Source organism: Lysinibacillus sp. NPDC097162, assembly GCF_044762185.1.
In the GTDB taxonomy this organism is placed as follows: domain Bacteria; phylum Bacillota; class Bacilli; order Bacillales_A; family Planococcaceae; genus Lysinibacillus.
This window is the reverse complement of the sequence record NZ_JBIWDT010000001.1, coordinates 1,929,857-1,953,336: the sequence shown is the minus strand read 5'-3', so window position 1 is coordinate 1,953,336 and position 23,480 is coordinate 1,929,857. Positions and strand designations below refer to the sequence as shown.

The following is a 23,480-nucleotide window of genomic DNA, read 5'->3' as shown; positions in this document are numbered from 1 at the left end:
AAAGTGTTCGTACTTTTAGCATATGGATAACACTGTTATAATGGTGGAAACACGATTGCGGTGAATAATTTATTGAAAAGGTGTGTGAGAAAGGTGGATTTAAACAACATTTCTAGTCCATCCTTTTTAAAAAACTTAGATAAGAGAGGGCTTGAACAGCTTGCAAAAGAGATTCGAACTTTCTTAATCGAAAAATGTTCTGTCACAGGTGGTCATATCGGACCGAACCTAGGTGTTGTGGAGCTTACAATTATGCTTCATAAAATGTTTGACAGTCCAAAAGATAAGTTTTTATGGGATGTTGGCCACCAAGCTTACGTGCATAAAATTTTGACAGGTCGTGCGAGTCAATTTGACACATTACGTCAGTTCAAAGGGCTTTGTGGTTTTCCAAAGCTTGTGGAGAGTGAACATGATGAATGGGAAACAGGTCATAGCTCGACATCTTTGTCAGCAGCCATGGGTATGGCAGCAGCACGTGATATAAAAAACGAAAAAAACTTCGTCGTACCGATTATTGGGGACGGTGCTTTAACAGGCGGTATGGCGCTTGAAGCTTTAAATCATATTGGGCATGCAAAAACAAACATGATTGTCATTTTAAATGATAATGAAATGTCCATAGCTCCGAACGTTGGAGCATTACACAACGTATTAGGACGTTTACGTACTGCTAAAGAATATTCAAAAGCAAAAGAAGAGCTAGAATCGTTAATCAATAAAATTCCTGTTCTAGGTGGCAAGCTTGCTTCTACAGCTGAACGATTGAAAGACAGTTTGAAATACTTAGTAGTTTCTGGTGTCTTTTTTGAGGAATTAGGTTTTAAATATTTAGGTCCTATTGATGGGCACGACTTTGAAGCGCTTGAAACAACATTATCATATGCTAAAAAAGTAAAAGGTCCAGTTCTTGTTCATGTCATTACGAAAAAAGGTAAAGGCTACAAACCAGCTGAAGACGATACAATCGGTAACTGGCACGGAACAGGTCCATATAAAATGGAGACTGGGGCATTTGTAAAATCAGAAACAAAAGGTCCTGCTTGGAGTAGTTTAATCGCTGAAACTGTGCGTAAAATTGCGCATGAAGATGAACGAGTTGTGACAATCACACCTGCAATGCCTGTTGGTTCAAAATTACAAGGCATTCAAAAAGATTTTCCAAAACGCTTTTTTGATGTGGGCATAGCGGAACAACATGCTGCAACAATGTCTGCAGGTCTTGCTACCCAAAAAATGAAGCCGTTTTTAGCTATTTACTCAACATTTTTACAACGTGCTTATGACCAAGTACTTCATGATATTGCGCGTCCAAATTTGAATGTCTTTATCGGGATTGACCGTGCCGGCTTAGTTGGTGCAGATGGTGAAACACATCAAGGCGTCTTTGATATTGCATTCCTTCGTCATATTCCAAACATGACGATTATGATGCCAAAGGATGAAAATGAAGGTCAGCATATGGTGAAAACAGCTATTGATTATAATGGAGGTCCGATTGCTCTTCGCTATCCACGTGGAAATGGGATAGGTGTCCCGTTGGATGATGAGCTTATGGCTTTACCAATTGGAAGTTGGGAAGTATTACGTGAGGGGAAAGAAGCTACCATTTTAACATTCGGTACAACCATTCCTATGGCAATGGAAGCAGCACATATGCTAGCTCAACAAGGCATAGAAATCGAAGTAGTGAATGCACGTTTTATTAAGCCAATGGATGAGGATATGCTGCATCGCATATTTACTAGCAATAAGCCAGTGCTAACGATTGAAGAGGCAGTATTACAAGGTGGCTTTGGTAGTGGTGTATTAGAATTTGCACATGACCATAGTTATTTAAATGCAATAATCGATCGAATGGGCATACCTGATCAATTTATCGAGCACGGAAATGTAGACCAACTGCTTGAGGAAATTCATATGACAGCAGAAGATACAGTGGCACGTATGCAAGTGTTACTACAACAAAAACAGCAAGTAGGTTTAAATAAATAATGACAAAACAACCGAAAGAACGTGTAGACATTTTACTTGTTGAACGTGGATTATGTGAAACACGTGAGAAGGCAAAAAGATCCATTATGGCAGGTCTTGTCTTTTCCAACGAGATACGTATCGACAAAGCAGGAGAAAAGATCGCAATCGATGCTCCGCTACAAGTAAAAGGTTCTGATTTAAAATATGTGAGCCGTGGTGGCTTGAAGTTAGAAAAAGCTTTACAAATTTTTGATATGTCTGTAGAGGGGAAGCTGATGCTTGACATCGGCTCTTCTACAGGTGGGTTTACAGACTGCGCCTTACAAAATGGTGCTAAACATTGCTATGCCCTAGACGTAGGTTCGAATCAGTTAGCATGGAAAATTCGTTCTGATGATCGTGTAACGGTTATGGAAAAAACAAATTTTCGTTACACAACTGCTGCTGATTTAACAGAAGGATTACCAGAGTTTGCAACGATTGATGTCAGCTTTATCTCTTTATCATTGATTTTACCAGTACTAAAAACGGTATTAATGCCAGGTGGCGATGTAATGGCCCTTGTTAAACCTCAGTTTGAAGCAGGTAAAGAAAATGTAGGTAAAAAAGGCATTGTCCGTGATAAAAAGGTACATCTCGATGTTTTAGAAAAAACAGCTGCTATGGCAACGAAAGTTGGCTTTGTGGTAAAAGATGCTTCTTATTCTCCGATTACAGGTGGGGAAGGAAATATTGAATTTTTATTCCATCTAGTGAATCCAATTGCTGATGAAGTTATCCCGTCATATACAGCTTTTAATGCACTCGTCGAAGAAGCGCATAGTGCACTAAAATAACACGTGCTCAGTAAGTAGAGCCGTGTTTTTTCTTGTGCTTTTATGCTGGAGATGGTAGTGTAATTATACAAATATTTAACTATTTATAAGAGGTGAACGATATGAATAAAGGACAAAGACATATACGTATTCGAGATATTATTGCGAATCACGAAATCGAAACGCAAGATGATTTAGTCGATTTTTTAAAGGATGCGGGCTATAATGTGACACAAGCAACCGTATCGCGAGATATTAAAGAACTGCACTTAGTTAAAGTGCCTTTGCAGGATGGACGCTATAAATATAGCTTACCCGCAGACCAACGTTTCAATCCAATTCAAAAATTACATCGTGCGCTAGCTGATGCTTTTGTGAGCATTGACGGTGCATCGCATTTTTTAGTCATGAAAGCACTTCCGGGTAATGCAAATGCAATTGCTTCATTACTTGATCATTTAGATTGGCCAGAAATTTTAGGTACAATTTCTGGAGATGATACAATTTTAATTATTTGTCGCGATGAAGGTGAACGAGAAAATACAAAAAATCGCTTATTAGACATGCTATAATACTGTAACTTTAATCGAACGAATTTGATTGCTACCAGATGCTTGATTTTTCCCGTTATTGTTGTTGAAGTGGGTATTTTTGCATCTGTTAGTACGAATTTCAATAGCAGTTGAATTTAATTCAGAGGTGACAATTTGTGTTAAGAGAGCTTAGTATTCGAAATTTTGCCATCATTGAGGATTTAACGGTTAGTTTTTCAGATGGTCTAACTGTGTTGACAGGAGAAACCGGTGCTGGTAAATCCATAATTATTGATGCGGTACATTTACTTGCTGGTGGTAGAGGCAATTCGGAATTTATACGTCATGGTGCTAAAAAAGCTGAGTTAGGTGGGCTATTTCACATTTCAAGTACTGCACATCCTGTATATAAGAAGCTAGAGGAAGCAGGCATTGAAATCGAAGAAGATTCCATTATTTTGCGTCGAGACTTAAATGATTCTGGCAAAAGTGTGTGTCGGGTTAATGGCAAATTAGTGCCTTTATCGGTTTTACGTGACATTGGAGCAAGTCTTATTGATATTCATGGACAACATGAAAACCAAGAGCTTATGGATGAAAAGCAACACATTCATTTACTCGATCAATTCGCAGAAGAGCAACTATCACCAATTCTTGAAAAATACAGTAAACAATATAACGAATATCGTGCATTGAAAAAAGAATTAGCTACAATTTCTATAGATGAGCAGTTAATGGCCCAGCGTATTGATTTGTATCAGTTCCAAATGAAAGAACTCGAGGATGCAAATTTAAAGCTAGGTGAAGAAGATGAGCTTCTTGATGAACGTCGCCGTCTTATGAATTTTAATAAAATTTTTGAACGCTCAAGTGCTGCTTATGAAGCGATTCAAGGTGAAACAAAGGGTCTTGACTGGATAGGTACAGCCATGGGAGCGCTAGATGATGCTGCGATGATTGACGAGCAGTTTAAAGAGGCTTCTGAGTCGGTAACAACAGCCTTTTACGCATTGCAGGATGCAGCATATCAAGTGAAAAATGTTTTAGATGAGCTAGAATTTGATCCAGCACGTTTAAATGAAGTAGAGCAACGTCTGGCGCTGTTCCAAAACTTAAAGCGTAAATATGGCTCAACTGTTGAGGAAATGATTGCCTATTACGAAAAAATTAAAACAGAGCTAAGCGAGCTTTTAAATCGCGATGAAATTTTACAAGTAAAAGAACGAAAAGTACTTGAGATGGAAGTCATATTAGGCGAGCTTGCTGAAGAACTTTCACATGTTCGAAAAGAAGCGGCAAATGACTTAAGTGAAGCCATTATGGCAGAGCTCCGTGAATTACATATGGAAAAAGCGAAATTTATCGTAAATTTTGATGTTTTACCTTATTTTGATGTAAATGGTAAAGATCAAGTTGTTTTTTATATTTCAACGAATGTCGGCGAACCACCAAAATCGTTACCGAAAATTGCTTCTGGTGGAGAACTATCACGTATGATGTTAGCACTAAAAACGATTTTCTCTTCTTCAAATGGCGTTACGTCCATTATTTTTGATGAAGTGGATACAGGAGTAAGTGGTCGTGTCGCGCAAGCGATTGCAGAAAAAATTGCAGCAATTTCTGTTAATTCCCAAGTGTTGTGTATTTCGCATCTTCCACAAGTGGCAGCAATGGCCGACCATCATTACTTTATTAAAAAAGAGGTTGAACATGATCGCACATTTACATCATTAGCTGAAATTGATACCCATGCACGTATTGAGGAAGTGAGCAGAATGATGTCAGGTGCAGAAATTACCGAATTAACTTTACAGCATGCGACAGAATTGTTAAAAATGGCTAACGAACGAAAAAAACAAATGCGTTAATTTTATGAAGAATCCAGAGGCAGGTCAACTGTTTCTGGGTTTTTTTCATTTTGCGCAAATATTTACCGCTTATAAGAACGGTACAACAACACATAGTATAAAGACAAAATTCAAAAGGAGGTGTCGTATGAATCGTCGTTGGCGTCAATTTGTCATTTTGCCTATGCTCATCGTTTTGTTATTTATGCCCATACAGGCTTTTGCGGCCAAAAAATTAATACCGATGGGCGAAGCAATTGGAATTCAGCTTCAGTTATCACATGTCTTTGTTGCTCATGATGTGTTGTTAGCTTCCAATCAATGGATGAAAGGAGGCGCTGTTATTGAAAAAATAAATGATACAACAGTAAAAACACTCGCTGAGGCCAAGCAAGCAATTGCTCGACAAGGGCAACAAAAATGGACGATAAAAAGTGAAGGAAAAGAAGTAACAGTTGACTTACAAGAACAAGAAGCAGAACATGTCATCTCTTTTTTAAAGGATGAAACAGATGGAGTAGGGACATTGACATACATTGATCCAGAGACACAAAATTACGGAGCGTTAGGCCATCAAATTGTTGATTCAACTCTTCAAGAAGCACCTGTCTTCAGAGCAGGCTCCATTTTCTTAGCATCCATCCAGCAAATCCGTAAAAGCCTACCTGGTCAACCCGGCTATAAAATATCCTCAATTGAAAAACATCAGGAACGATTAGGTAGTATCGATAAAAATACGGTATATGGAATTTTTGGCCGTTGGGAAGATAGTTACCAACAAAGATTGCCAAAAGCCATCGAAATTATGCATGCGAAAGATATAAAATTGGGACATGCTGAAATTTACACAGCTATTGAAGGCAGTAAAGTCGAAACATTTTCCATCGAAATTACAAAAGTAGAAAATGAACGGCTTGAATTTATTGTCTCTGACGAAAAGCTCATTGAAAAAACAGGTGGCATTTTACAAGGCATGAGTGGTAGTCCAATCATACAGGACGGGCGTTTCGTTGGTGCTGTCACACATATGTTTGTAGAAGAGCCAAAAAAAGGGGCAGCTATTACAGTGGCTGAAATGTTAAAAAAATCATCATGAATGAGATGGGGCTGCCTCTGGTAGCTCCTTTCGTTCTTGAAAAAAATAGGTTAAACTAGCTCTTTCCCTAAGTATTTCATGCTTTTGACGGAACACTTTAGCGATACTTAAAAAAAAGTGTAGTTTTATCTCAGTTTTTTCACTAAAATAAGTTGTAAGAGCATTCGACAATTTGCTGTTAAGTATCGTAACTTGTCGATAAAAAAAGAAAGTATCGGACTACATACTCATTTTTGGAAATAGAAAAGGTTTTTAAAGCAAAAATGTCGAAAATTCCACAGTGTGTCAAAATAGACATTAGGGGTAAAAGGTTTTGTGCTTTGAACAGTCAAAGCAAAGTCCAGAAGGAGGAATTGAAATGACAAAGGTAAAAGTGGCGATAGCAGATGATAATCGTGAGTTATTAAAAACAATGGAGCAGTATTTTCAGGGTCATCCCGAAATTGAAATAATTGCAACTGCCTCAAACGGGAAAGTATGTCTTCAAATGCTTGAAGAGTTTTCTCCTGATATTTTATTACTGGATATTATTATGCCTCATCTAGATGGGTTAGCTGTTTTAGAGGCGATGTATCAAAATGATCGAATGTCTTCAATACAAGTCATCATGCTAACTGCATTTGGTCAAGAGGATGTGATGAAACAAGCGGTGGATTTAGGGGCTTCATATTTTATGCTAAAGCCGTTTGAATTTGATCAGCTCGTTCAAAAAATATTACATTGTGCTGGCCAAAAGGCAGCTATACCAAAAAAGTCAAGTGTATTACAGCCGACAACTCCTCAAAAATTAAATCAGCATCAACTTGATAGCACCATTACAGCTATTATTAAAGAAATCGGAGTTCCTGCACATATTAAAGGTTACTCTTATTTACGTGAAGCTATACAAATGGTGTTTGAAGATATCGAGTTATTAGGTTCTGTGACGAAAATTCTATATCCTGAAATTGCAAAAAAATTCAACACAACACCATCACGTGTAGAACGTGCCATTCGTCATGCCATTGAAGTCGCATGGAATCGTGGCAATTACGAGTCCATTTCGTCGATGTTTGGCTACACGGTCCACCATTTAAAGTCGAAACCAACAAATAGTGAATTCATCGCGATGATTGCGGACAAGATTCGTATTGATATGATGGCGAGCTAACGGTTTTAAGGGCATTTGGCTTAATGGGGAATGACCCTTCCATCTATTATAGAGAACGCTTATATAGCGAATCGTAACGCCTTTTTTAGACAGTTTGCGTCGACTGTTTGAGGGGGCGTATTTTTTATGTCTAAATGTATATTTATAGATAAAACGCTCGTAAATGGATAAAGTGTAAAGAAAACAGCGTTATGTGCGAAGTTTATGTAAATTTATAACTATTCAATATTTTGCTATGTTTGATTGATTCTATTAATACTTTCGTCTGTAATATTGTAGTAAAATGTAATATATACTATATAAAGGTTGAATAAGTGGAGGGGAATATAAATGGGACTATTTGATGGATTGATGGGAAATGCAAGTGAGATTAATTTGGATAATTTACAGGAAGAAATGAAAGAGATTTTAATACCGACTGAGACAATTCAAAATGCTTATAAAATTATTAGAGATACATTTATCTTTACAAATAAACGACTGATTTTAATTGATAAGCAAGGCGTAACTGGTAAGAAAACGGAATATCATTCGATTCCATATAAGAATATTCTCCATTTTTCAGTTGAAACAGCAGGGACATTTGATTATGATGCAGAGCTAAAAATTTGGGTTTCAGGTAGTCAGCTACCCATTCAGAAAAATTTCAATAAATCCACTAACATCTACAAAGTCCAAAGTGTATTAGCGGAATACGTGTTAGGATAATATTCAATTTTGACGGTTAACAGTATTTAAGCTGTTAATCGTCTTTATTTGTATGAACTTGTTCCAGTGGATATGACAGTTTTTTAGAGGTGCTTTTCGAGAAGGCTTGAAAAAAATCTGGTCGCAATTATACCGAGATATCATTGATGGTTTATAATCGAACGGGGTGATATAAATGAAAAGTGTAAACTTTCAACTAGACCATCATAATTCATTAGAATTAACACAAATAGATGATCAGTTATTTGAGGTACGACTTGAAATGAATGGCCGTATTAGTATTTTTTATATGACGCGCGAACAACTGGGCTCTGATAACCGAATTGAAGCCATGCAAAAACGATTAGTTAGTGACTTTTTTCCGGATAATAAATAAATCTATAAGCATGAACATTTCATTTATAGCTATGCAAATCAAACGCCACTTTCTGAAGGGGCGTTTTTTAGTAGGCAAGACCTAAAACATAAAATTGTAGCTAAGTGGATATAGCCATTTACTTTTTTGCGGATTACCTAAAATACTACTGTAATTTTATGCATTAATAGCATTTGCACTTTTGAAATGAAGGAAAAGATGTTTTTTTATAGGATATATCGTCTATTTTTTAGAGGAAAAATGTATGAGCTATATGTAGGGCTTACTGATAAAGTAGGGGTATTTTCTTTATGAGTAGTGACAATTGTCTCTAAACAAATGTAAATAGATTGTATATACTTACATATAGAGGGAAGGAGGAGGTAGCGTGATTCTAGTTCGAAATGATAACTTCGAAATATCTGAAGAAAACGGAAAGGTATTTATGCTTACATACAGTGCGGGATTTCCATTAAAAGAATTTGATGGTATCTTACGTAGTCATCCACGACTAAAGTTATCTAATTTTTCTATTTTAAAAACTGTACTAGCGACAGAAAGCACAAGTCCTGTTGAAATTGGACGCTGGCTTCCAAATGTTGAAGCTGAAATTGCACGAGATAAAATGTCTGCCTCTATATTTGTATATGAAACGCATGATTATATTCAAAAGAATAAAGAGAAATTAACAGCACAAATTACAGACACACTAGCGGGCCAAGGGATTACCTATGGCATTTTAGAGTTTGATATTTTAAAAATTGAGCCAGGAAAAGCATTTTTAATTGCACAGGGAACATCGCCTGTCGCAGGCATGGATGCTCAAATTACATACTTACCAAAACCAGAGAGAAAACCTGTCATTCGTGAAGATGGGAAAGCTGATTACTATGACATGAATTTTATTTCAGAAATTTCTGAAGGTTCTTGGCTTGGGGAGAAAATTCCTGCAACGTTGGGCAAGCCTGGTCAAAATGTACTCGGTGAAATTATTGCGGCAGCACCAGGCCGTGATTTTCCAATTCGATACGATAAAAAGTCAGCCTATGAAGTAGAAGAAGACGATAAAATTGTCATTCGTTCAAAGATTGCTGGCGTGTTAGATGACGTCAAAGGTATGATTGGTGTTAACCGACATTTACCAATACATGGAGATGTGGGCGTTGAGACAGGCAATTTAGAGTTCAATGGCTCTTTAAGTATTAAAGGAACCGTTACAACTGGCTATACAGTTATTGCGACTGGAGATATATCAATCGAAGGAGCAGAAGGTGTAAGCGGCGCGAAACTGATTAAATCGATCGAAGGTGATGTATACATTCGAGGCGGTATTTTTGGTTTGGGCTCAACACTTGTAGAAGCGGGTGGAAATATTTTCGTTAAGCACGTAAATGAGGCTATTTTAGTAGCCGACGATAGTATTCATATCGGCTTTTACTCACTTGGATCCCAACTTACTGCGCACTCTATATTTGTAGATGAGCGAAAAGGTAAAATTATCGGCGGGCGTGCTGTTGCTAAAAATACAATCGTCACAGCAATCTCTGGAAACCGACTAGAGCGTAGAACAGATCTCATCATTGAAAGTGTCAACAAACAGGAAAGTTATGCCTTGATGCAAAGCAAAGCCACACAGCTAAAGCAACAGCAATCTGAAATTTCAGAACTCGAAGCGAAGATTACGAGTTTATTACCACTTCTTAAGCAAATGTCAACACAGCAAATTGCCTCATTTGAAGAAACAAAACAACAATTGTCAAAATTGAAGGCTGAAGCGGTTACAATGGATCGTGAAATTAAGTTAATGATGGACGAAATGCGTCATGCTGGAAAGGAAGAAATCATCGTAACAAAAGAAGCCTATCCAGGTACGTATATTCAAATTGGTAAGAAATCCTCGTTATTAAATAACATGACGAATGGTAAATTTCTGCTTGAGTTCGGTGAGTTAAATGTATAAGGAATCGTTCATCCCTGTGTTTGCGCATCGAGGGGCGTCAGCCTATGCTCTCGAAAACAGTTTCAAAGCTTTTGAGAAAGCGTTAGAGCTAGGCGCAGATGGGATTGAATTAGATATTCAGCTATCCAAAGAAGGAATACCAGTTGTCTACCACGATCCGCAGTTATCAAGATTAGTAGGTTCTAATAAACTGGTAAATGAATGCACGATAGCGGAACTACAAAGCTTTAAATTAGGAAAGCCTTTGAGAAGGTTTTTTTCTGCGTATCGAATTCCAACATTTGATGCAGTTTTAGTATGGGCAAATAAACACCAACTACCTCTAAATATCGAATTAAAATCGACCATTCTTGACAATAAGGATGCGATCGTTCAATTGCTTCAAGGACTTATTTTACCTAAAGGTAGTCATTTTTCTTCATTCCATTATGAGCTTTTAGAGGTTGTGAAACACCATGCGCCACATTTTGAAACTGCACTTATCGCTACTAAAAAATTGAAATGGGATTTGCTATGTGATTATAAGGCAATTGATTGTGTCCATATGCATAAAAGATATTATAAGCCACAATATTTAGAGGCTTGTGTAACCAGTTCTAAAACATGTCGCTTTTATGCGATTGACGGTAGTGAAAACTTCCTGACGAATCCACATTCATCAGTAATTGGGTGGATTACAGATTTTCCTGATAAAGTGATCACCGTTCAGCAACGTCAATAAAAATAGCTATCCAGTAAGTCACATTGTGTGACTTATTTGGATAGCTATTTTTATTTTTTTTGGAAGCGCGGAGCCACTTTTCCGTTTTTTCGATCGCGGTGTAGTAAAAAGCCTGCGAAAAAGCCAAAGCCGACAACAAAGAAAATGATGCCAACAACAAATTGCAGCCATAAAAATGGGAAAGGTGAGATGAGCTTACCGAATAGTGTATCACGCATAAATTTAATGCCACCTGCAGCCATTAGACCTGGAATAAGCATTACAATAAACGCAGCAAATCGAGCCATGCATGTCCCTCCTCATACCTAAATATAATTGTACCTGTGGATATGGGAATGTCAAGAAACCCTATGAATCTTAGAAGTCTAGGAAGAGAAGAGGAAAAAGTTATAAAACTATTAACTGTAACTGAATTTTTAGAAAATTCTTACTTAGTAGGAAAAGTGTAATAATAGTTGCGAAATTGTGAATTTGTCAGTATTGTAAAATTAAATGGAGCGATATTATCCATTGCAAAATATATTTATCATTAGTTTTTAAATTTGATTGGGATGGGCATTAGGGGTTGCACTTTCCAAAGCAAAGGGGCGAGTTTTCATGGAAATCTTCAAGTATATGGAAAAGTATGATTATGAACAATTGGTATTTTGCCAAGACGAAGCATCTGGGTTAAAAGCGATTATCGCTATCCATGACACAACACTTGGACCAGCATTAGGTGGTGCTCGTATGTGGACCTACGCGACAGAAGAGAATGCGATAGAGGATGCATTGAGACTAGCACGTGGGATGACATATAAAAACGCGGCTGCTGGTTTAAACCTTGGCGGTGGAAAAACGGTCATTATTGGGGACCCATTTAAAGATAAAAATGAAGAAATGTTCAGGGCTTTAGGGCGTTTCATCCAAGGGCTTAACGGTCGCTATATTACAGCTGAAGATGTTGGGACAACAGTAACAGATATGGATTTAATCCATGAAGAAACGAATTACGTTACAGGAATCTCACCGGCGTTCGGTTCATCAGGTAATCCGTCACCAGTAACTGCTTACGGTGTTTATCGTGGTATGAAAGCTGCTGCAAAAGAAGCATTTGGTACGGAGTCGCTAGAAGGTCGCACAATTTCGGTTCAAGGGCTAGGGAATGTTGCATACAAGCTTTGCGAGTACTTACATAATGAAGGTGCAAAACTTGTAGTAACTGATATTAATCAAGCTGCGATTGATCGTGTTGTCAATGATTTTGGTGCTAGAGCTGTTGCGCCAGAAGAAATCTATTCACAAGAAGTTGATATTTTCTCACCTTGTGCATTAGGAGCTATTTTAAATGACGAGACAATTCCGCAATTAAAAGCAAAAGTTATCGCTGGTTCTGCTAATAACCAATTACAGGATTCACGACATGGGGATTATTTACATGAGCTAGGTATTGTTTATGCACCTGACTATGTTATTAATGCGGGTGGCGTTATAAATGTTGCTGATGAATTATACGGCTATAATCGTGAACGTGCGATGAAACGTGTAGATGGGATTTACGACAGCATTGAAAAAATCTTTGAAATTTCAAAACGAGATGGCATTCCTACTTATGTAGCAGCCAATCGTTTAGCAGAAGAACGCATTGCTCGTGTATCGAAATCGCGTAGCCAGTTTTTAAAAAATGAAAAAAATATTTTGAACGGTCGTTAACAACGGCTATTCGTTAAAAGAAGTCGCATAGTCGACTTCTTCTCTTTAAATAATGGTAAATAAAGGATTTTATAATATATAAATAGTCACAAGAAAAGATAGCGCAGTAACTTCAAGTGAACGTAATAAGGTGCACCTTTCATTTCAATATTTCTATGTATAGAGATATTTGCTTGTGGCGATACAGCTATTTCCTCGACGGATTTCACTGTCACACATGTTGGATAGAAGGGCTTTAGCACTTTTCTCATAAGGAGGAATAAAATATGGCTCAAAATTATGATGTTGTTATTTTAGGAGGAGGGACAGGAGGCTACGTAGCAGCAATTCGTGCAGCACAATTAGGCTTGAAAACAGCTATTGTGGAACGTGAACGACTTGGTGGTACTTGTCTACATAAAGGCTGTATTCCTAGTAAGGCGCTACTTCGCAGTGCAGAAGTGTATCGTATGGCCAATAAAACTGCGAGTGAATTTGGAGTAGACATTTCAGGAGTTACATTGCAATTCAATAAAGTGCAAGCACGTAAGCAAGCAATTGTAGAGCAATTAAGCCAAGGTGTGAATACACTGATGAAAAAAGGCAAGATTGATGTATATGAAGGAATGGGAAGAATATTAGGTCCATCTATTTTCTCACCAATGCCAGGTACGATTTCTGTAGAGATGCATAATGGGCAAGAAAATGAAATGCTTATTCCGACCAATGTTGTCATTGCAACAGGTTCGAAACCTAGAGGAATGGCAGGGTTAACAGTCGATGGCAAATACGTCATGAATTCTGATCATGCTTTGCAAATGGAGGAATTGCCAACGTCATTATTGATTGTCGGTGGCGGTGTAATAGGTATTGAGTGGGCATCGATGCTTTGTGATTTTGGGGTGTCTGTAACAGTAGTTGAATATGGCCCATCAATTTTACCAGCAGAAGATGCTGATGTCGTAAAAGAAGTGACAAAGCAGCTTGAAAGTCGTGGTGTACGCATTGTAACGAATGCACGCTTAGATTCAGATACATTCAAAATAGAAAATGATAACGTTTTCATTTCTGCTAAGCTTCAGGATAAGGAAGAAAGTTTCGTGGCAGATAAATTGTTGCTGTGTGTAGGACGTGAAGCAAATATCCATGGTATCGGTTTAGAAAACACAGAAATTGAAATAGACAACGGCTTTATTAAAGTAGGCGATTCTTATCAAACGAAGGAATCACATATGTATGCCATTGGAGATGTTATAGGTGGTTTGCAATTAGCACATGTTGCGTCTCATGAAGGGTTGTCTGCTATTGAACATATTGCGACTGGGAAAATAGCGCCGCTAGATGTTTTGAAGGTACCGAAATGTGTTTATTCCTTCCCTGAAGTAGCTAGTATTGGTTTAACGGAAAGTGCTGCCCATGAGCAAGGCTATGCATTAAAGGTAGGCAAATTCCCATTTAAAGCTATAGGTAAAGCGCTTGTCAATGGAGATTCAGATGGCTTTGTAAAAATAATAGCAGATGAAGAAACAGATGATATTTTGGGTATTCATATGGTAGGACCGCATGTGACAGATTTAATTGGAGAAGCGTCATTAGCAAAATTATTAGACGCAACTCCTTGGGAAATTAGTCAGGCAATCCATCCACACCCATCACTCAATGAAGTATTAGTAGAATCTGCCCTAGCTGTTGATAAGCGGGCTATTCATTTTTAACTTAAATTGAGCAGCAGTCATCCACTTCTAGTAGTGGGCGATGCAGGCAAGCATACTTGAATTCAATAGGGGCACAAATCCTTGTTAATCCAAGTTAACAGTCACGGATTGTGTCGCAGATTTTATAGACCAACTTTTCGAGTAGGCTCGAAAAAATCGGACACGATATTATGCCGAGGCGAGAAAATACTGTCATAAATTAAATACTAGAGCTGCTTGTGCAAGTATTGCAGGCGCTTTAGCATTTTTTCTAATGCGAAAGGGGTGTTCATATGCAAGACGTTCAAATAAAACATGAAGATTTAGGTTTATCGACTGAAGATGTCCTTGCTATGTTCGAAACGATGTTAATGGCAAGAAGACTAGATGAGCGCATGTGGCTATTAAACCGTTCAGGTAAAATTCCATTTGTTATTTCTTGTCAAGGACAGGAGGCAGCTCAAGTTGGAGCAGCATTTGCATTAAATAAGGATATAGATTATATTGCACCGTATTACCGAGATATGGGTGTTGTATTGCATTTTGGAATGACGCCAAAAGAGTTAATGTTATCAGCTTTTGCAAAGGCTGAAGACCCGAATTCGGGCGGTCGCCAAATGCCAGGGCACTTCGGACAAAAGAAAAATCGTATTTTGACTGGTTCTTCGCCAGTAACAACACAAGTCCCACATGCTGTAGGTGTGGCGCTTGCAGGACGTTTGCAAAAAGAAGATTTCATTACCTTTGTCACATTAGGAGAAGGCTCTTCCAACCAAGGTGATTTCCATGAAGGGGCGAATTTTGCAGGTGTGCATAAGTTACCAGTAATCATAATGGTAGAAAATAATCAATATGCAATTTCAGTACCAGTAGAACGTCAGTTAGGTTGTGCAAAAGTTTCCGATCGTGGTATTGGCTATGGTATGCCAGGAGTAACAGTTGATGGTAAATGTCCATTACAGGTTTATAAGGTTGTTAAAGAGGCAGCAGAACGTGCTCGTAGCGGTGCTGGTCCTAGTCTAATAGAAACGGTGACATTCCGTTTAACTGCCCATTCTTCTGATGATGATGATCGTCAATATCGAACAGCTGAAGATATTGCAGAGGGCAAAGCGAAGGATCCGATTGTATCATTTGAGAAATATTTACAAGATGCTGGAATTATGACTGAATCTCTTCGAAATGAAATAGAAGAGCGTGTCATGGCTGAGGTGAATGAAGCGACGGATTATGCAGAAGCAGCACCGTATGCACAACCAGAAGATGCCATGAAATACGTATATGCACCAGTGGACGGAGGTGACGTGTAATGGCAGTTATGTCTTATATTGATGCGATTACATTAGCGATGAAGGAAGAAATGGAACGAGACGACCGCGTTTTCATCTTAGGAGAAGATGTTGGGCGCAAAGGTGGCGTTTTTAAAGCAACTACTGGTCTTTATGAGCAGTTTGGTGAGTATCGTGTGTTAGATACACCACTTGCTGAAAGTGCTATCGCAGGGGTAGGTATTGGTGCGGCAATGTATGGGATGCGCCCAATTGCTGAAATGCAGTTTGCAGACTTTATTATGCCTGCTGTAAACCAAATCGTATCCGAGGCTGCGAAAATCCGTTATCGTTCTAATAATGACTGGACTTGTCCGATTGTAGTGCGTGCTCCTTTCGGCGGTGGAATTCACGGTGCACTGTATCATTCACAATCGGTTGAAGCACTTTTTGCTGGTACGCCAGGGTTAAAAATTGTCATTCCTTCTACACCATATGATGCAAAAGGATTGTTAAAAGCAGCGATTCGAGATGAAGATCCGGTATTATTTTTTGAACATAAGCGTGCGTATCGACTAATTAAAGGTGAAGTCCCATTAGACGATTATACATTACCAATAGGCAAAGCAGATGTTAAACGTGAAGGTGAAGACGTTACAGTAATAACGTATGGCTTAGCAGTTCATTTCGCTTTACAAGCAGCAGAGCGTTTAGCAGCAGATGGTATTTCAACGCATATTTTGGATTTACGTACAGTGTATCCGTTAGATAAAGAAGCAATCATTGAAGCGGCAAGTAAAACAGGCAAAGTATTACTTGTTACAGAAGATAACAAAGAAGGTAGCATTATTAGTGAGGTAGCAGCTATTATTGCAGAGAATTGCTTATTTGATCTTGATGCGCCTATCCAACGATTAGCTGGTCCAGATGTACCTGCGATGCCATATGCACCGACGATGGAGAAGTTTTTCATGATAAATCCTGAAAAAGTAGAACGTGCTTTGAGAGATTTAGCTGCTTTTTAACTTAGACAAATGAATCTCCTTTAACTTGGAGATAAATACTTAATTGTAATCTCTTTTTGAGTAAGCGTTAGGGGCGCTTACTCAAAAAAAGCTAAAGCCTCTGGCGGTTGTCATAGATTTTAAACTAGCTTGCTTTGTCAACGCAAAATCTTGGCTAAGGTTACTACCGAGGCGTAATTGATGGGAGGAATAGATAATGGCGATTCAAAACATTACGATGCCACAGCTCGGTGAAAGCGTAACAGAAGGTACAATCGAAAAATGGCTCGTGCAACCAGGTGATACAGTAAAAAAATATGATCCATTAGCAGAAGTTGTGACAGATAAAGTAAATGCAGAAATCCCATCCTCTTTTGAAGGGGTAATTACAGAGCTACTTGCTGAGGAAGGGCAGACGTTACCTGTTGGAGCGGTTGTTTGTTCAATCGAAATAGCAGGTGACAGTGAGTTACCTGAAGCTCCACCTGCGAAAAAATCAACAGTAAGTTCAGCGATTCTCAATGCTGGTATTCAGAAAAAACAAGAGACGCCAAAGGAAACTACTGTTGCAATTTCATCAGAAAAACCAGTAAGACAGCAAAAAGCGCGCTACTCACCAGCCGTACTTAGACTAGCACAAGAGCATGATATTGCACTCGAGCAAGTTGTTGGTACAGGAGAGGGTGGCCGTATTACACGGAAAGACCTTCAACAATTAATTGATGCTGGCAATGTACCGACGACAACGGATGCACCATCTTCTGAGCCAGTTGCCGCTGCTAGTAACGAACAAGTCACTACACCAGCACCAGCTGCAAAACCAGCAGTATCTGTGCAAGAGACACAAGCGGGTGATATTGAAATACCAGTTACAAATGTGCGCCGTGCCATTGCGAATAACATGGTGCGTAGTGCTCAAGAAGTGCCACATGCTTGGATGATGATGGAAGTTGATGTAACGGAATTAGTTGCTTACCGAGATAGCATTAAGACGGAATTTAAACAAAAAGAAGGGTTTAATATTACCTACTTTGCGTTCTTTGTTAAGGCTGTAGCACAAGCACTTAAAGAGTTCCCGATGATGAATTCTATGTGGGCAGGAGATAAAATTATCCAAAAGCATGACATAAATATTTCCATTGCAGTAGCAACAGATGATGCACTTTTTGTCCCTGTTATAAAACACGCTGATGAAAAATCAATTAAAGGGATTGCTAAAGAGATTCATGAGCTTGCTCAAAAAGTGCGTACAGGCAAACTAACAATGGACAATATTAAAGGTGGTACGTTTACGGTTAATAATACGGGTGCTTTCGGCTCTATGCAGTCAATGGGCATTATTAATTATCCACAAGCTGCTATTCTGCAAGTGGAAAGTATTGTAAAAAAACCAGTCGTTTTACCTGGCGGAATGTTTGCTGCACGCGATATCGTAAATTTATGTTTATCTTTAGATCATCGTGTACTAGATGGATTAGTTTGTGGTAAATTCCTAAATAGAGTAAAAGAAATACTCGAAAATACAAATAAATCTTCGACGTCAGTCTACTGATGACTTGTCGGAAACCTGTTGTATAACGGTTTCCGATTTTTTTTTGCTTTTCGAGTAGCAAATTGTCATGTAGAATAACAAATAGAAACTACTAAGGGGGGAAGCTGATTAAGCGTCCGCATGTCAAACAACATGAAAAATATTGAATTTGAAAAGCCGTCCTATTCAGAATGGCAAGATGCAGCAATCAAAGCTTTAAAGGGAAAACCATTCGAGTCTCTTTTAACGAAAACAAATGAGGGTGTTACGTTAGAACCTCTTTACACGCAAGAAAGTTTAGTAGCAAAACTAGGAGATGAGCTAGATAAACAAGTTGCCACAATCCGTTCCCTACAAAATAGCGAAGTATTTCGTGTGGCACAGCAAGTTTATGCAGAAACAAGTGAAGCATTCTTCGCACAACTTGATGATAGCTTAGCCCGTGGTAATGAGGTAGTAACAGTTGATAGTCGTGTAAACTTTGAATGGACCGAAGAAATAGTGGCACAATTAGCAACTTATTTCTCTGAATATTCGTTTAAAATGACGGTAAAAAATGAAAATGACCCATTATTGGCAGTATTCGACAACATCCCGACTGAACAACGTGAAGATGTAAACGGCTTCATTTTTTCTAACAATCCAATCAAGCTAGTAGGATTGCCAAATGTACGCACGTTAAGTGCAGACACAGTCGTTTTTCATAATGAAGGCGCCAATGCTGTGCAAGAATTAGCATACGCATTTGCTATTGCAGCAAAATATGCAGAGCAAGAAGAAAGCTTTGAAGCTTTTGCACAAAAATTTTATGTTTCATTTGCCATTGATACGCAATTCTTCACAGAAATCGCTAAACTGCGTGCTTTTAAAGTACTTTGGAAAGCGTTCTCATCAGCTTATGGTGTGACAGAAAATGTGAAAATTCCAACGCTTGCTGAAACGTCACTTCGAAGCTTCTCGAAATTGGATGTTTACGTAAATTTACTTCGCGCTGCAAATGAAGCACTTTCTGGATTAATTGGCGGAGCGGACGTCTTTACAGTTCACCCACATGATGCATTAACGAAACCGACAGAACAATCTGTACGTATTGCTCGCAATGTATCTTTAGTATTAAAAGAAGAAACAAATGTGTTAAAAATAACAGATCCCGCTGGTGGTTCATACTTTATTGAATCATTAACAGCAGATTTCGTAAAAGAAGCTTGGGCATTATTTTTAGAAATTGAGGCTGCTGGCGGTATCGACGCTTATACTGCATCAGGTAAATTAGCTGAAGAGTTAGAAGCATCTTACCAAGCGCGCATTAAAGCTGCACAAACACGCAAACAATCAGTTATTGGTACAAACATTTATGCAAATCCTGCAGATGTACTTGATAGCGAAACAAACCCACTATTTGCAAATATTAAGCGCATTACGATACCGTTCGAGCAACTGCGTTCACAAATGACTGCAGCCAATGTAAAAACTGGCATCCTAGCATTAGGTTCACTAAAAAGCTCAAAACCTCGAGCTGATTTTGTGTCTGGTTTCTTAAATACTGTTGGTCTTGTACCAGAAAAAAGCGAACCAGCTGCATCAGCTGAGGAAGCGCTTGCTTGGTTAAAAGCAACAGACGCAAAATATGTTGTAATCGCAGGTAATGATGATGCTACAAAAGAAATGATGCCAGCGATTTTAGCTGAAAAACCAGCACACGTTATTGTCGACGTTGCAGGTAAATTTAAAGACGAAGAAGAAGCTTGGTTAGCAAATGGCTTAAACGGCTTTATTTTCGCAGGACAGAACATCATTGAAAAATTAAATTCGGTGTTCGCTAGCATGAAGGAGGTCCAACGATGAGCAAGCCAAATTTTAGTGCGATTGAAATCGAAAAAGTATTAACATCTGAAGCTCCTGCTGCTTCAGATGAAAAATTCCTGACAAATGAAGGTATTGAAATTAAAGATATATATACAAAAGATGATATTAAAGATGTAAAACACTTAGATGATGTTGCTGGTATTGCACCAAATACACGTGGACCATACCCTACTATGTATGTAGCTCGTCCTTGGACAGTTCGTCAGTATGCAGGATTCTCCACTGCTGAAGAATCTAATGCGTTTTACAAACGAAACCTTGCAATGGGTCAAAAAGGTCTTTCAGTAGCCTTTGACTTAGCAACACACCGTGGCTATGATTCTGATCACCCTCGCGTAACAGGTGATGTTGGTAAAGCAGGGGTAGCGATTGACTCAGTAGAAGATATGAAAATTTTATTTGATCAAATTCCTTTAGATCAAATGTCTGTGTCAATGACGATGAATGGCGCTGTACTACCGGTACTTGCGTTCTATATCGTTGCAGCTGAAGAACAAGGCGTAACACCAGAACAGCTTGCTGGTACTATCCAAAATGATATTTTAAAGGAATACATGGTACGTAACACTTATATTTATCCACCAGCAATGTCGATGAAAATTATTGCAGACATCTTTGAATTTACGGCTAAATTCATGCCGAAATTTAACTCTATTTCTATCTCGGGCTACCATATTCAAGAAGCGGGTGCTACAAATGACATCGAGCTTGCTTATACATTAGCGGACGGTCTTGAATATGTTCGTACTGGTTTAAAAGCTGGTATTGATATCGATGCCTTTGCACCACGTTTATCATTCTTCTGGGCTATCGGTATGAACTATTATATGGAAGTTGCGAAAATGCGTGCTGCTCGTCGTATTTGGGCACAAATGATGTCTACGTTCAATCCGAAGAACCCAAAGACTTTGGCATTACGTACACACTCTCAAACATCTGGATGGTCTTTAACAGAGCAAGACCCATTCAATAATGTAACGCGTACATTAATCGAGGCGAATGCTTCATCTATGGGGCATACGCAATCTCTTCATACGAACGCACTGGACGAAGCAATTGCATTACCAACTGACTTCTCTGCACGTATTGCACGTAATACGCAACTATTCCTACAAGAAGAAACGGCTATGACAAAAGTGATTGACCCATGGGGTGGATCGTATTATGTTGAGAAATTAACAGATGAAATTACAAAATCTGCATGGACGTTAATCGAAGAAATTGAAGAACTTGGTGGTATGGCAAAAGCAATTGAAACGGGTCTTCCAAAAATGAAGGTTGAAGAAGCTGCGGCTAAACGTCAAGCAAAAATCGACTCTAAAACTGAAACAATTGTAGGCGTGAACAAATATCGTCTAGAAAAAGAAGAACCTATCGACATTCTTGACATCGACAACACACTTGTTCGTCAAAAACAAATTGAGCGTTTAGATGCGATGAAAGCATCTCGTGACGAGGCAGAAGTTCAAAAACATCTTGCTCGCTTAACGAAAGCAGCACAAGATGGTGAAGAAAACTTACTTGCAGTAGCGGTAGATGCTGCTCGTGCTCGTGCATCACTTGGAGAAATTTCTGATGCAATCGAAGTAGTATCTGGTCGTCATAAAGCAATCATTCGCTCAATCTCAGGTGTCTATTCTGCAAACTTCTCTGATGAAGAGCAAATTACAGAAGTAAAAAATATGACAGATGAGTTCCTTGAAAATGAAGGTCGTCGTCCACGTATTTTAGTTGCAAAAATGGGACAAGATGGGCATGATCGCGGTGCTAAAGTTATTGCAACAGGCTATGCTGACTTAGGCTTTGACGTAGATATTTCACCACTATTCATGACACCAGAAGAAACAGCGCAAATGGCAGTTGAAAATGACGTACATTGTATCGGCGTATCGTCACTAGCAGCAGGTCATAAAACATTAGTACCTGCGTTAGTTTCTGAGCTGACAAAGTTAGGTCGTGAAGATATTATCATTATCGTTGGCGGCGTTATTCCGGCACAAGATTATGATTTCCTTTATGAAGCAGGGGCAGTAGCCATCTTTGGTCCTGGTACAGTTATACCTGTTTCAGCAATTAAAATTATTGAGGAAATTTATAAACGTTTAGGTTACGAGGAAGTGTCTAAATAATGGACAAAAACAAAGAGATGCAGGAAAGTGCTCTATTTGTTATGGATGGCGTGGAGGCATCTCACGATGGTATGCAATATGGCGTACCAAAGAAATTCCGAAAGAAAAAAGCTGACAAACTTGATATACAGGAGCTTGCACGAAATGTCCGTGCGGGCTCACGTGTACAACTGTCAAAAGCAATTACGCTCATTGAAAGCTCAAATATGACACATAAGGTACAGGCTCAAGAGCTATTACAGGAGCTTTTACCGCATACAGGTAACAGCGTCCGTATTGGTATTACGGGAGTACCAGGGGCAGGGAAAAGCTCTTTCATTGAAGCTTTCGGAACGATGTTATGTGAGATGGGGAAAAAAGTAGCAGTGCTTGCAATAGACCCGAGTTCTTCTTTATCAGGGGGCAGCATTTTAGGTGATAAAACACGCATGGAAGAACTAGTGAAAAAGCCTAATGCGTTCGTTCGCCCGTCACCGTCTGCTGGTACCCTGGGGGGTGTCCATAAAAAAACGCGTGAAACGATGCTTGTTTGTGAAGCAGCAGGGTATGATGTAATTTTAATAGAGACTGTTGGTGTTGGGCAAAGTGAAACGTATGTCCGAGGTATGGTTGATTTCTTCTTATTGCTAGTGTTAACTGGTGCAGGAGATGAACTTCAAGGCATGAAAAAGGGCATTATGGAATTAGCGGATGCAATTGTTGTGCATAAGGCTGATGGTGATAATGTGCGTCTAGCGAAAAAAACAGTATCCGAATACAAGCAAATTTTGCATTTCCTTCAACCTGCAACGCCAGGATGGATGTCTACTGCTATGCCAGTTAGTTCGTGGGAAAAAAAAGGACTAGACAAAGTATGGAATACGATCGGTGACTTTAGACAAACTGTGGAAGCGAATAATTACTGGTCCATTCGCCGTCAAAATCAAACGAAAGATTGGTTCCAATCAATGATTACAGATCATCTAATCGATGCATTTTATGGGGATCCAAACCGTAAAGAACAGGTGCAGTTACTAGAGCGCCAAATTCTGAATGGGCAATTGACGGTAACGCAAGGTGTAGATCGTTTATTTAGCGATGAGCAAGCACAGAAATAATGTACGCTTTTATATGAGCATGTAGGTGCACAAAACTATCACTTACTGCTATGATAGG

Annotated in this window: 19 protein-coding genes; 18 read left to right on the top strand and 1 reads right to left on the bottom strand. The window is 38.8% G+C overall.

Features of this window, described 5'->3' with window-relative positions; genetic code table 11:
* Positions 1 to 93: 93 nt before the first annotated feature.
* The 10 genes from dxs (at position 94) to ACIQXW_RS09880 (ending at position 11,162) form a co-directional block, all read left to right on the top strand.
* Positions 94 to 1,995 carry a 1-deoxy-D-xylulose-5-phosphate synthase gene (gene dxs, locus ACIQXW_RS09925; RefSeq protein ID WP_340823868.1) on the top strand — a complete coding sequence of 634 codons (1,902 nt, stop codon included), beginning with the start codon at positions 94 to 96 and terminating at the stop codon, positions 1,993 to 1,995.
* Positions 1,995 to 2,813, top strand: a complete 819-nt coding sequence (locus tag ACIQXW_RS09920) for a TlyA family RNA methyltransferase (RefSeq protein WP_402761612.1) — start codon at positions 1,995 to 1,997, stop codon at positions 2,811 to 2,813. Before dxs ends, ACIQXW_RS09920 begins: the two co-directional genes overlap by 1 nt.
* 101 nt (positions 2,814 to 2,914) lie before the next feature.
* The gene (gene ahrC, locus ACIQXW_RS09915; protein WP_402761609.1) at positions 2,915 to 3,364 is read left to right on the top strand and encodes a transcriptional regulator AhrC/ArgR; all 450 of its coding nucleotides are present in this window, start codon (positions 2,915 to 2,917) and stop codon (positions 3,362 to 3,364) included.
* A gap of 137 nt (positions 3,365 to 3,501) precedes the next feature.
* The gene (gene recN / locus ACIQXW_RS09910) at positions 3,502 to 5,193 is read left to right on the top strand and encodes a DNA repair protein RecN (protein ID WP_340823871.1); all 1,692 of its coding nucleotides are present in this window, start codon (positions 3,502 to 3,504) and stop codon (positions 5,191 to 5,193) included.
* 127 nt (positions 5,194 to 5,320) lie between these two features.
* Positions 5,321 to 6,268 (top strand): SpoIVB peptidase S55 domain-containing protein, encoded by a 948-nt coding sequence (locus ACIQXW_RS09905; RefSeq protein ID WP_340823873.1) that lies wholly within the window; start codon positions 5,321 to 5,323, stop codon positions 6,266 to 6,268.
* 358 nt (positions 6,269 to 6,626) lie between these two features.
* On the top strand, positions 6,627 to 7,418 hold the full coding sequence (gene spo0A / locus ACIQXW_RS09900) for a sporulation transcription factor Spo0A (protein ID WP_173479023.1): 792 nt from the start codon (positions 6,627 to 6,629) through the stop codon (positions 7,416 to 7,418).
* Positions 7,419 to 7,748: 330 nt separating this feature from the next.
* Positions 7,749 to 8,126, top strand: a complete 378-nt coding sequence (locus tag ACIQXW_RS09895; protein ID WP_401017470.1) for a PH domain-containing protein — start codon at positions 7,749 to 7,751, stop codon at positions 8,124 to 8,126.
* A 175-nt stretch (positions 8,127 to 8,301) separates the two neighbouring features.
* Positions 8,302 to 8,502, top strand: a complete 201-nt coding sequence (locus ACIQXW_RS09890; RefSeq protein ID WP_402761605.1) for a hypothetical protein — start codon at positions 8,302 to 8,304, stop codon at positions 8,500 to 8,502.
* A 367-nt stretch (positions 8,503 to 8,869) separates the two neighbouring features.
* On the top strand, positions 8,870 to 10,441 hold the full coding sequence (locus ACIQXW_RS09885; protein WP_402761602.1) for a flagellar assembly protein A: 1,572 nt from the start codon (positions 8,870 to 8,872) through the stop codon (positions 10,439 to 10,441).
* Positions 10,434 to 11,162: a glycerophosphodiester phosphodiesterase gene (locus ACIQXW_RS09880; protein ID WP_402761600.1), complete on the top strand. Its 729-nt coding sequence runs from the start codon at positions 10,434 to 10,436 to the stop codon at positions 11,160 to 11,162. Before ACIQXW_RS09885 ends, ACIQXW_RS09880 begins: the two co-directional genes overlap by 8 nt.
* A gap of 50 nt (positions 11,163 to 11,212) precedes the next feature.
* On the opposite strand, the gene ACIQXW_RS09875 is transcribed toward ACIQXW_RS09880, so the two are convergent.
* Positions 11,213 to 11,449: a DUF2627 domain-containing protein gene (locus ACIQXW_RS09875; RefSeq protein WP_340823878.1), complete on the bottom strand. Its 237-nt coding sequence runs from the start codon at positions 11,447 to 11,449 to the stop codon at positions 11,213 to 11,215.
* 310 nt (positions 11,450 to 11,759) lie between these two features.
* On the opposite strand from ACIQXW_RS09875, the gene ACIQXW_RS09870 reads away from it, so the two are divergent.
* From ACIQXW_RS09870 to meaB, 8 genes are all read left to right on the top strand, one after another.
* A complete protein-coding gene (locus ACIQXW_RS09870; RefSeq protein WP_340823879.1) occupies positions 11,760 to 12,854 on the top strand; it encodes a Leu/Phe/Val dehydrogenase in 1,095 nt (364 codons plus the stop codon).
* Between the two features lie 266 nt (positions 12,855 to 13,120).
* On the top strand, positions 13,121 to 14,548 hold the full coding sequence (gene lpdA, locus ACIQXW_RS09865) for a dihydrolipoyl dehydrogenase (protein ID WP_402761597.1): 1,428 nt from the start codon (positions 13,121 to 13,123) through the stop codon (positions 14,546 to 14,548).
* Between the two features lie 272 nt (positions 14,549 to 14,820).
* Complete coding sequence (locus tag ACIQXW_RS09860) at positions 14,821 to 15,837, top strand: thiamine pyrophosphate-dependent dehydrogenase E1 component subunit alpha (RefSeq protein WP_340823883.1); 1,017 nt, start codon at positions 14,821 to 14,823, stop codon at positions 15,835 to 15,837.
* Positions 15,837 to 16,820 carry an alpha-ketoacid dehydrogenase subunit beta gene (locus ACIQXW_RS09855; RefSeq protein WP_401017462.1) on the top strand — a complete coding sequence of 328 codons (984 nt, stop codon included), beginning with the start codon at positions 15,837 to 15,839 and terminating at the stop codon, positions 16,818 to 16,820. The genes ACIQXW_RS09860 and ACIQXW_RS09855 overlap by 1 nt, the downstream gene beginning before the upstream one ends.
* Positions 16,821 to 17,016: 196 nt before the next feature.
* Positions 17,017 to 18,351, top strand: coding sequence for a dihydrolipoamide acetyltransferase family protein (locus tag ACIQXW_RS09850; RefSeq protein ID WP_340823886.1), 1,335 nt, complete (start codon positions 17,017 to 17,019; stop codon positions 18,349 to 18,351).
* Positions 18,352 to 18,483: 132 nt separating this feature from the next.
* Positions 18,484 to 20,175, top strand: a complete 1,692-nt coding sequence (locus tag ACIQXW_RS09845; protein ID WP_402761593.1) for a methylmalonyl-CoA mutase family protein — start codon at positions 18,484 to 18,486, stop codon at positions 20,173 to 20,175.
* Positions 20,172 to 22,325 (top strand): methylmalonyl-CoA mutase, encoded by a 2,154-nt coding sequence (gene scpA / locus ACIQXW_RS09840; RefSeq protein WP_340823889.1) that lies wholly within the window; start codon positions 20,172 to 20,174, stop codon positions 22,323 to 22,325. The genes ACIQXW_RS09845 and scpA overlap by 4 nt, the downstream gene beginning before the upstream one ends.
* Entirely contained in the window at positions 22,325 to 23,422 is a 1,098-nt protein-coding gene (meaB, locus tag ACIQXW_RS09835) for a methylmalonyl Co-A mutase-associated GTPase MeaB (protein ID WP_340823890.1), read from the top strand. Before scpA ends, meaB begins: the two co-directional genes overlap by 1 nt.
* Positions 23,423 to 23,480: the final 58 nt, after the last annotated feature.

Coding starts and splice junctions, on each gene's coding strand:
- ACIQXW_RS09920 (WP_402761612.1), top strand. CDS start 1,995: ATGACAAAACAACCGAAAGAACGTGTAGACATTTTACTTGTTGAACGT.
- meaB (WP_340823890.1), top strand. CDS start 22,325: ATGGACAAAAACAAAGAGATGCAGGAAAGTGCTCTATTTGTTATGGAT.
- ACIQXW_RS09855 (WP_401017462.1), top strand. CDS start 15,837: ATGGCAGTTATGTCTTATATTGATGCGATTACATTAGCGATGAAGGAA.
- ACIQXW_RS09875 (WP_340823878.1), bottom strand. CDS start 11,449: ATGGCTCGATTTGCTGCGTTTATTGTAATGCTTATTCCAGGTCTAATG.
- spo0A (WP_173479023.1), top strand. CDS start 6,627: ATGACAAAGGTAAAAGTGGCGATAGCAGATGATAATCGTGAGTTATTA.
- ACIQXW_RS09850 (WP_340823886.1), top strand. CDS start 17,017: ATGGCGATTCAAAACATTACGATGCCACAGCTCGGTGAAAGCGTAACA.
- ACIQXW_RS09845 (WP_402761593.1), top strand. CDS start 18,484: ATGAAAAATATTGAATTTGAAAAGCCGTCCTATTCAGAATGGCAAGAT.
- ACIQXW_RS09905 (WP_340823873.1), top strand. CDS start 5,321: ATGAATCGTCGTTGGCGTCAATTTGTCATTTTGCCTATGCTCATCGTT.
- ACIQXW_RS09860 (WP_340823883.1), top strand. CDS start 14,821: ATGCAAGACGTTCAAATAAAACATGAAGATTTAGGTTTATCGACTGAA.
- ahrC (WP_402761609.1), top strand. CDS start 2,915: ATGAATAAAGGACAAAGACATATACGTATTCGAGATATTATTGCGAAT.
- lpdA (WP_402761597.1), top strand. CDS start 13,121: ATGGCTCAAAATTATGATGTTGTTATTTTAGGAGGAGGGACAGGAGGC.
- ACIQXW_RS09895 (WP_401017470.1), top strand. CDS start 7,749: ATGGGACTATTTGATGGATTGATGGGAAATGCAAGTGAGATTAATTTG.
- ACIQXW_RS09870 (WP_340823879.1), top strand. CDS start 11,760: ATGGAAATCTTCAAGTATATGGAAAAGTATGATTATGAACAATTGGTA.
- ACIQXW_RS09880 (WP_402761600.1), top strand. CDS start 10,434: ATGTATAAGGAATCGTTCATCCCTGTGTTTGCGCATCGAGGGGCGTCA.
- ACIQXW_RS09890 (WP_402761605.1), top strand. CDS start 8,302: ATGAAAAGTGTAAACTTTCAACTAGACCATCATAATTCATTAGAATTA.
- scpA (WP_340823889.1), top strand. CDS start 20,172: ATGAGCAAGCCAAATTTTAGTGCGATTGAAATCGAAAAAGTATTAACA.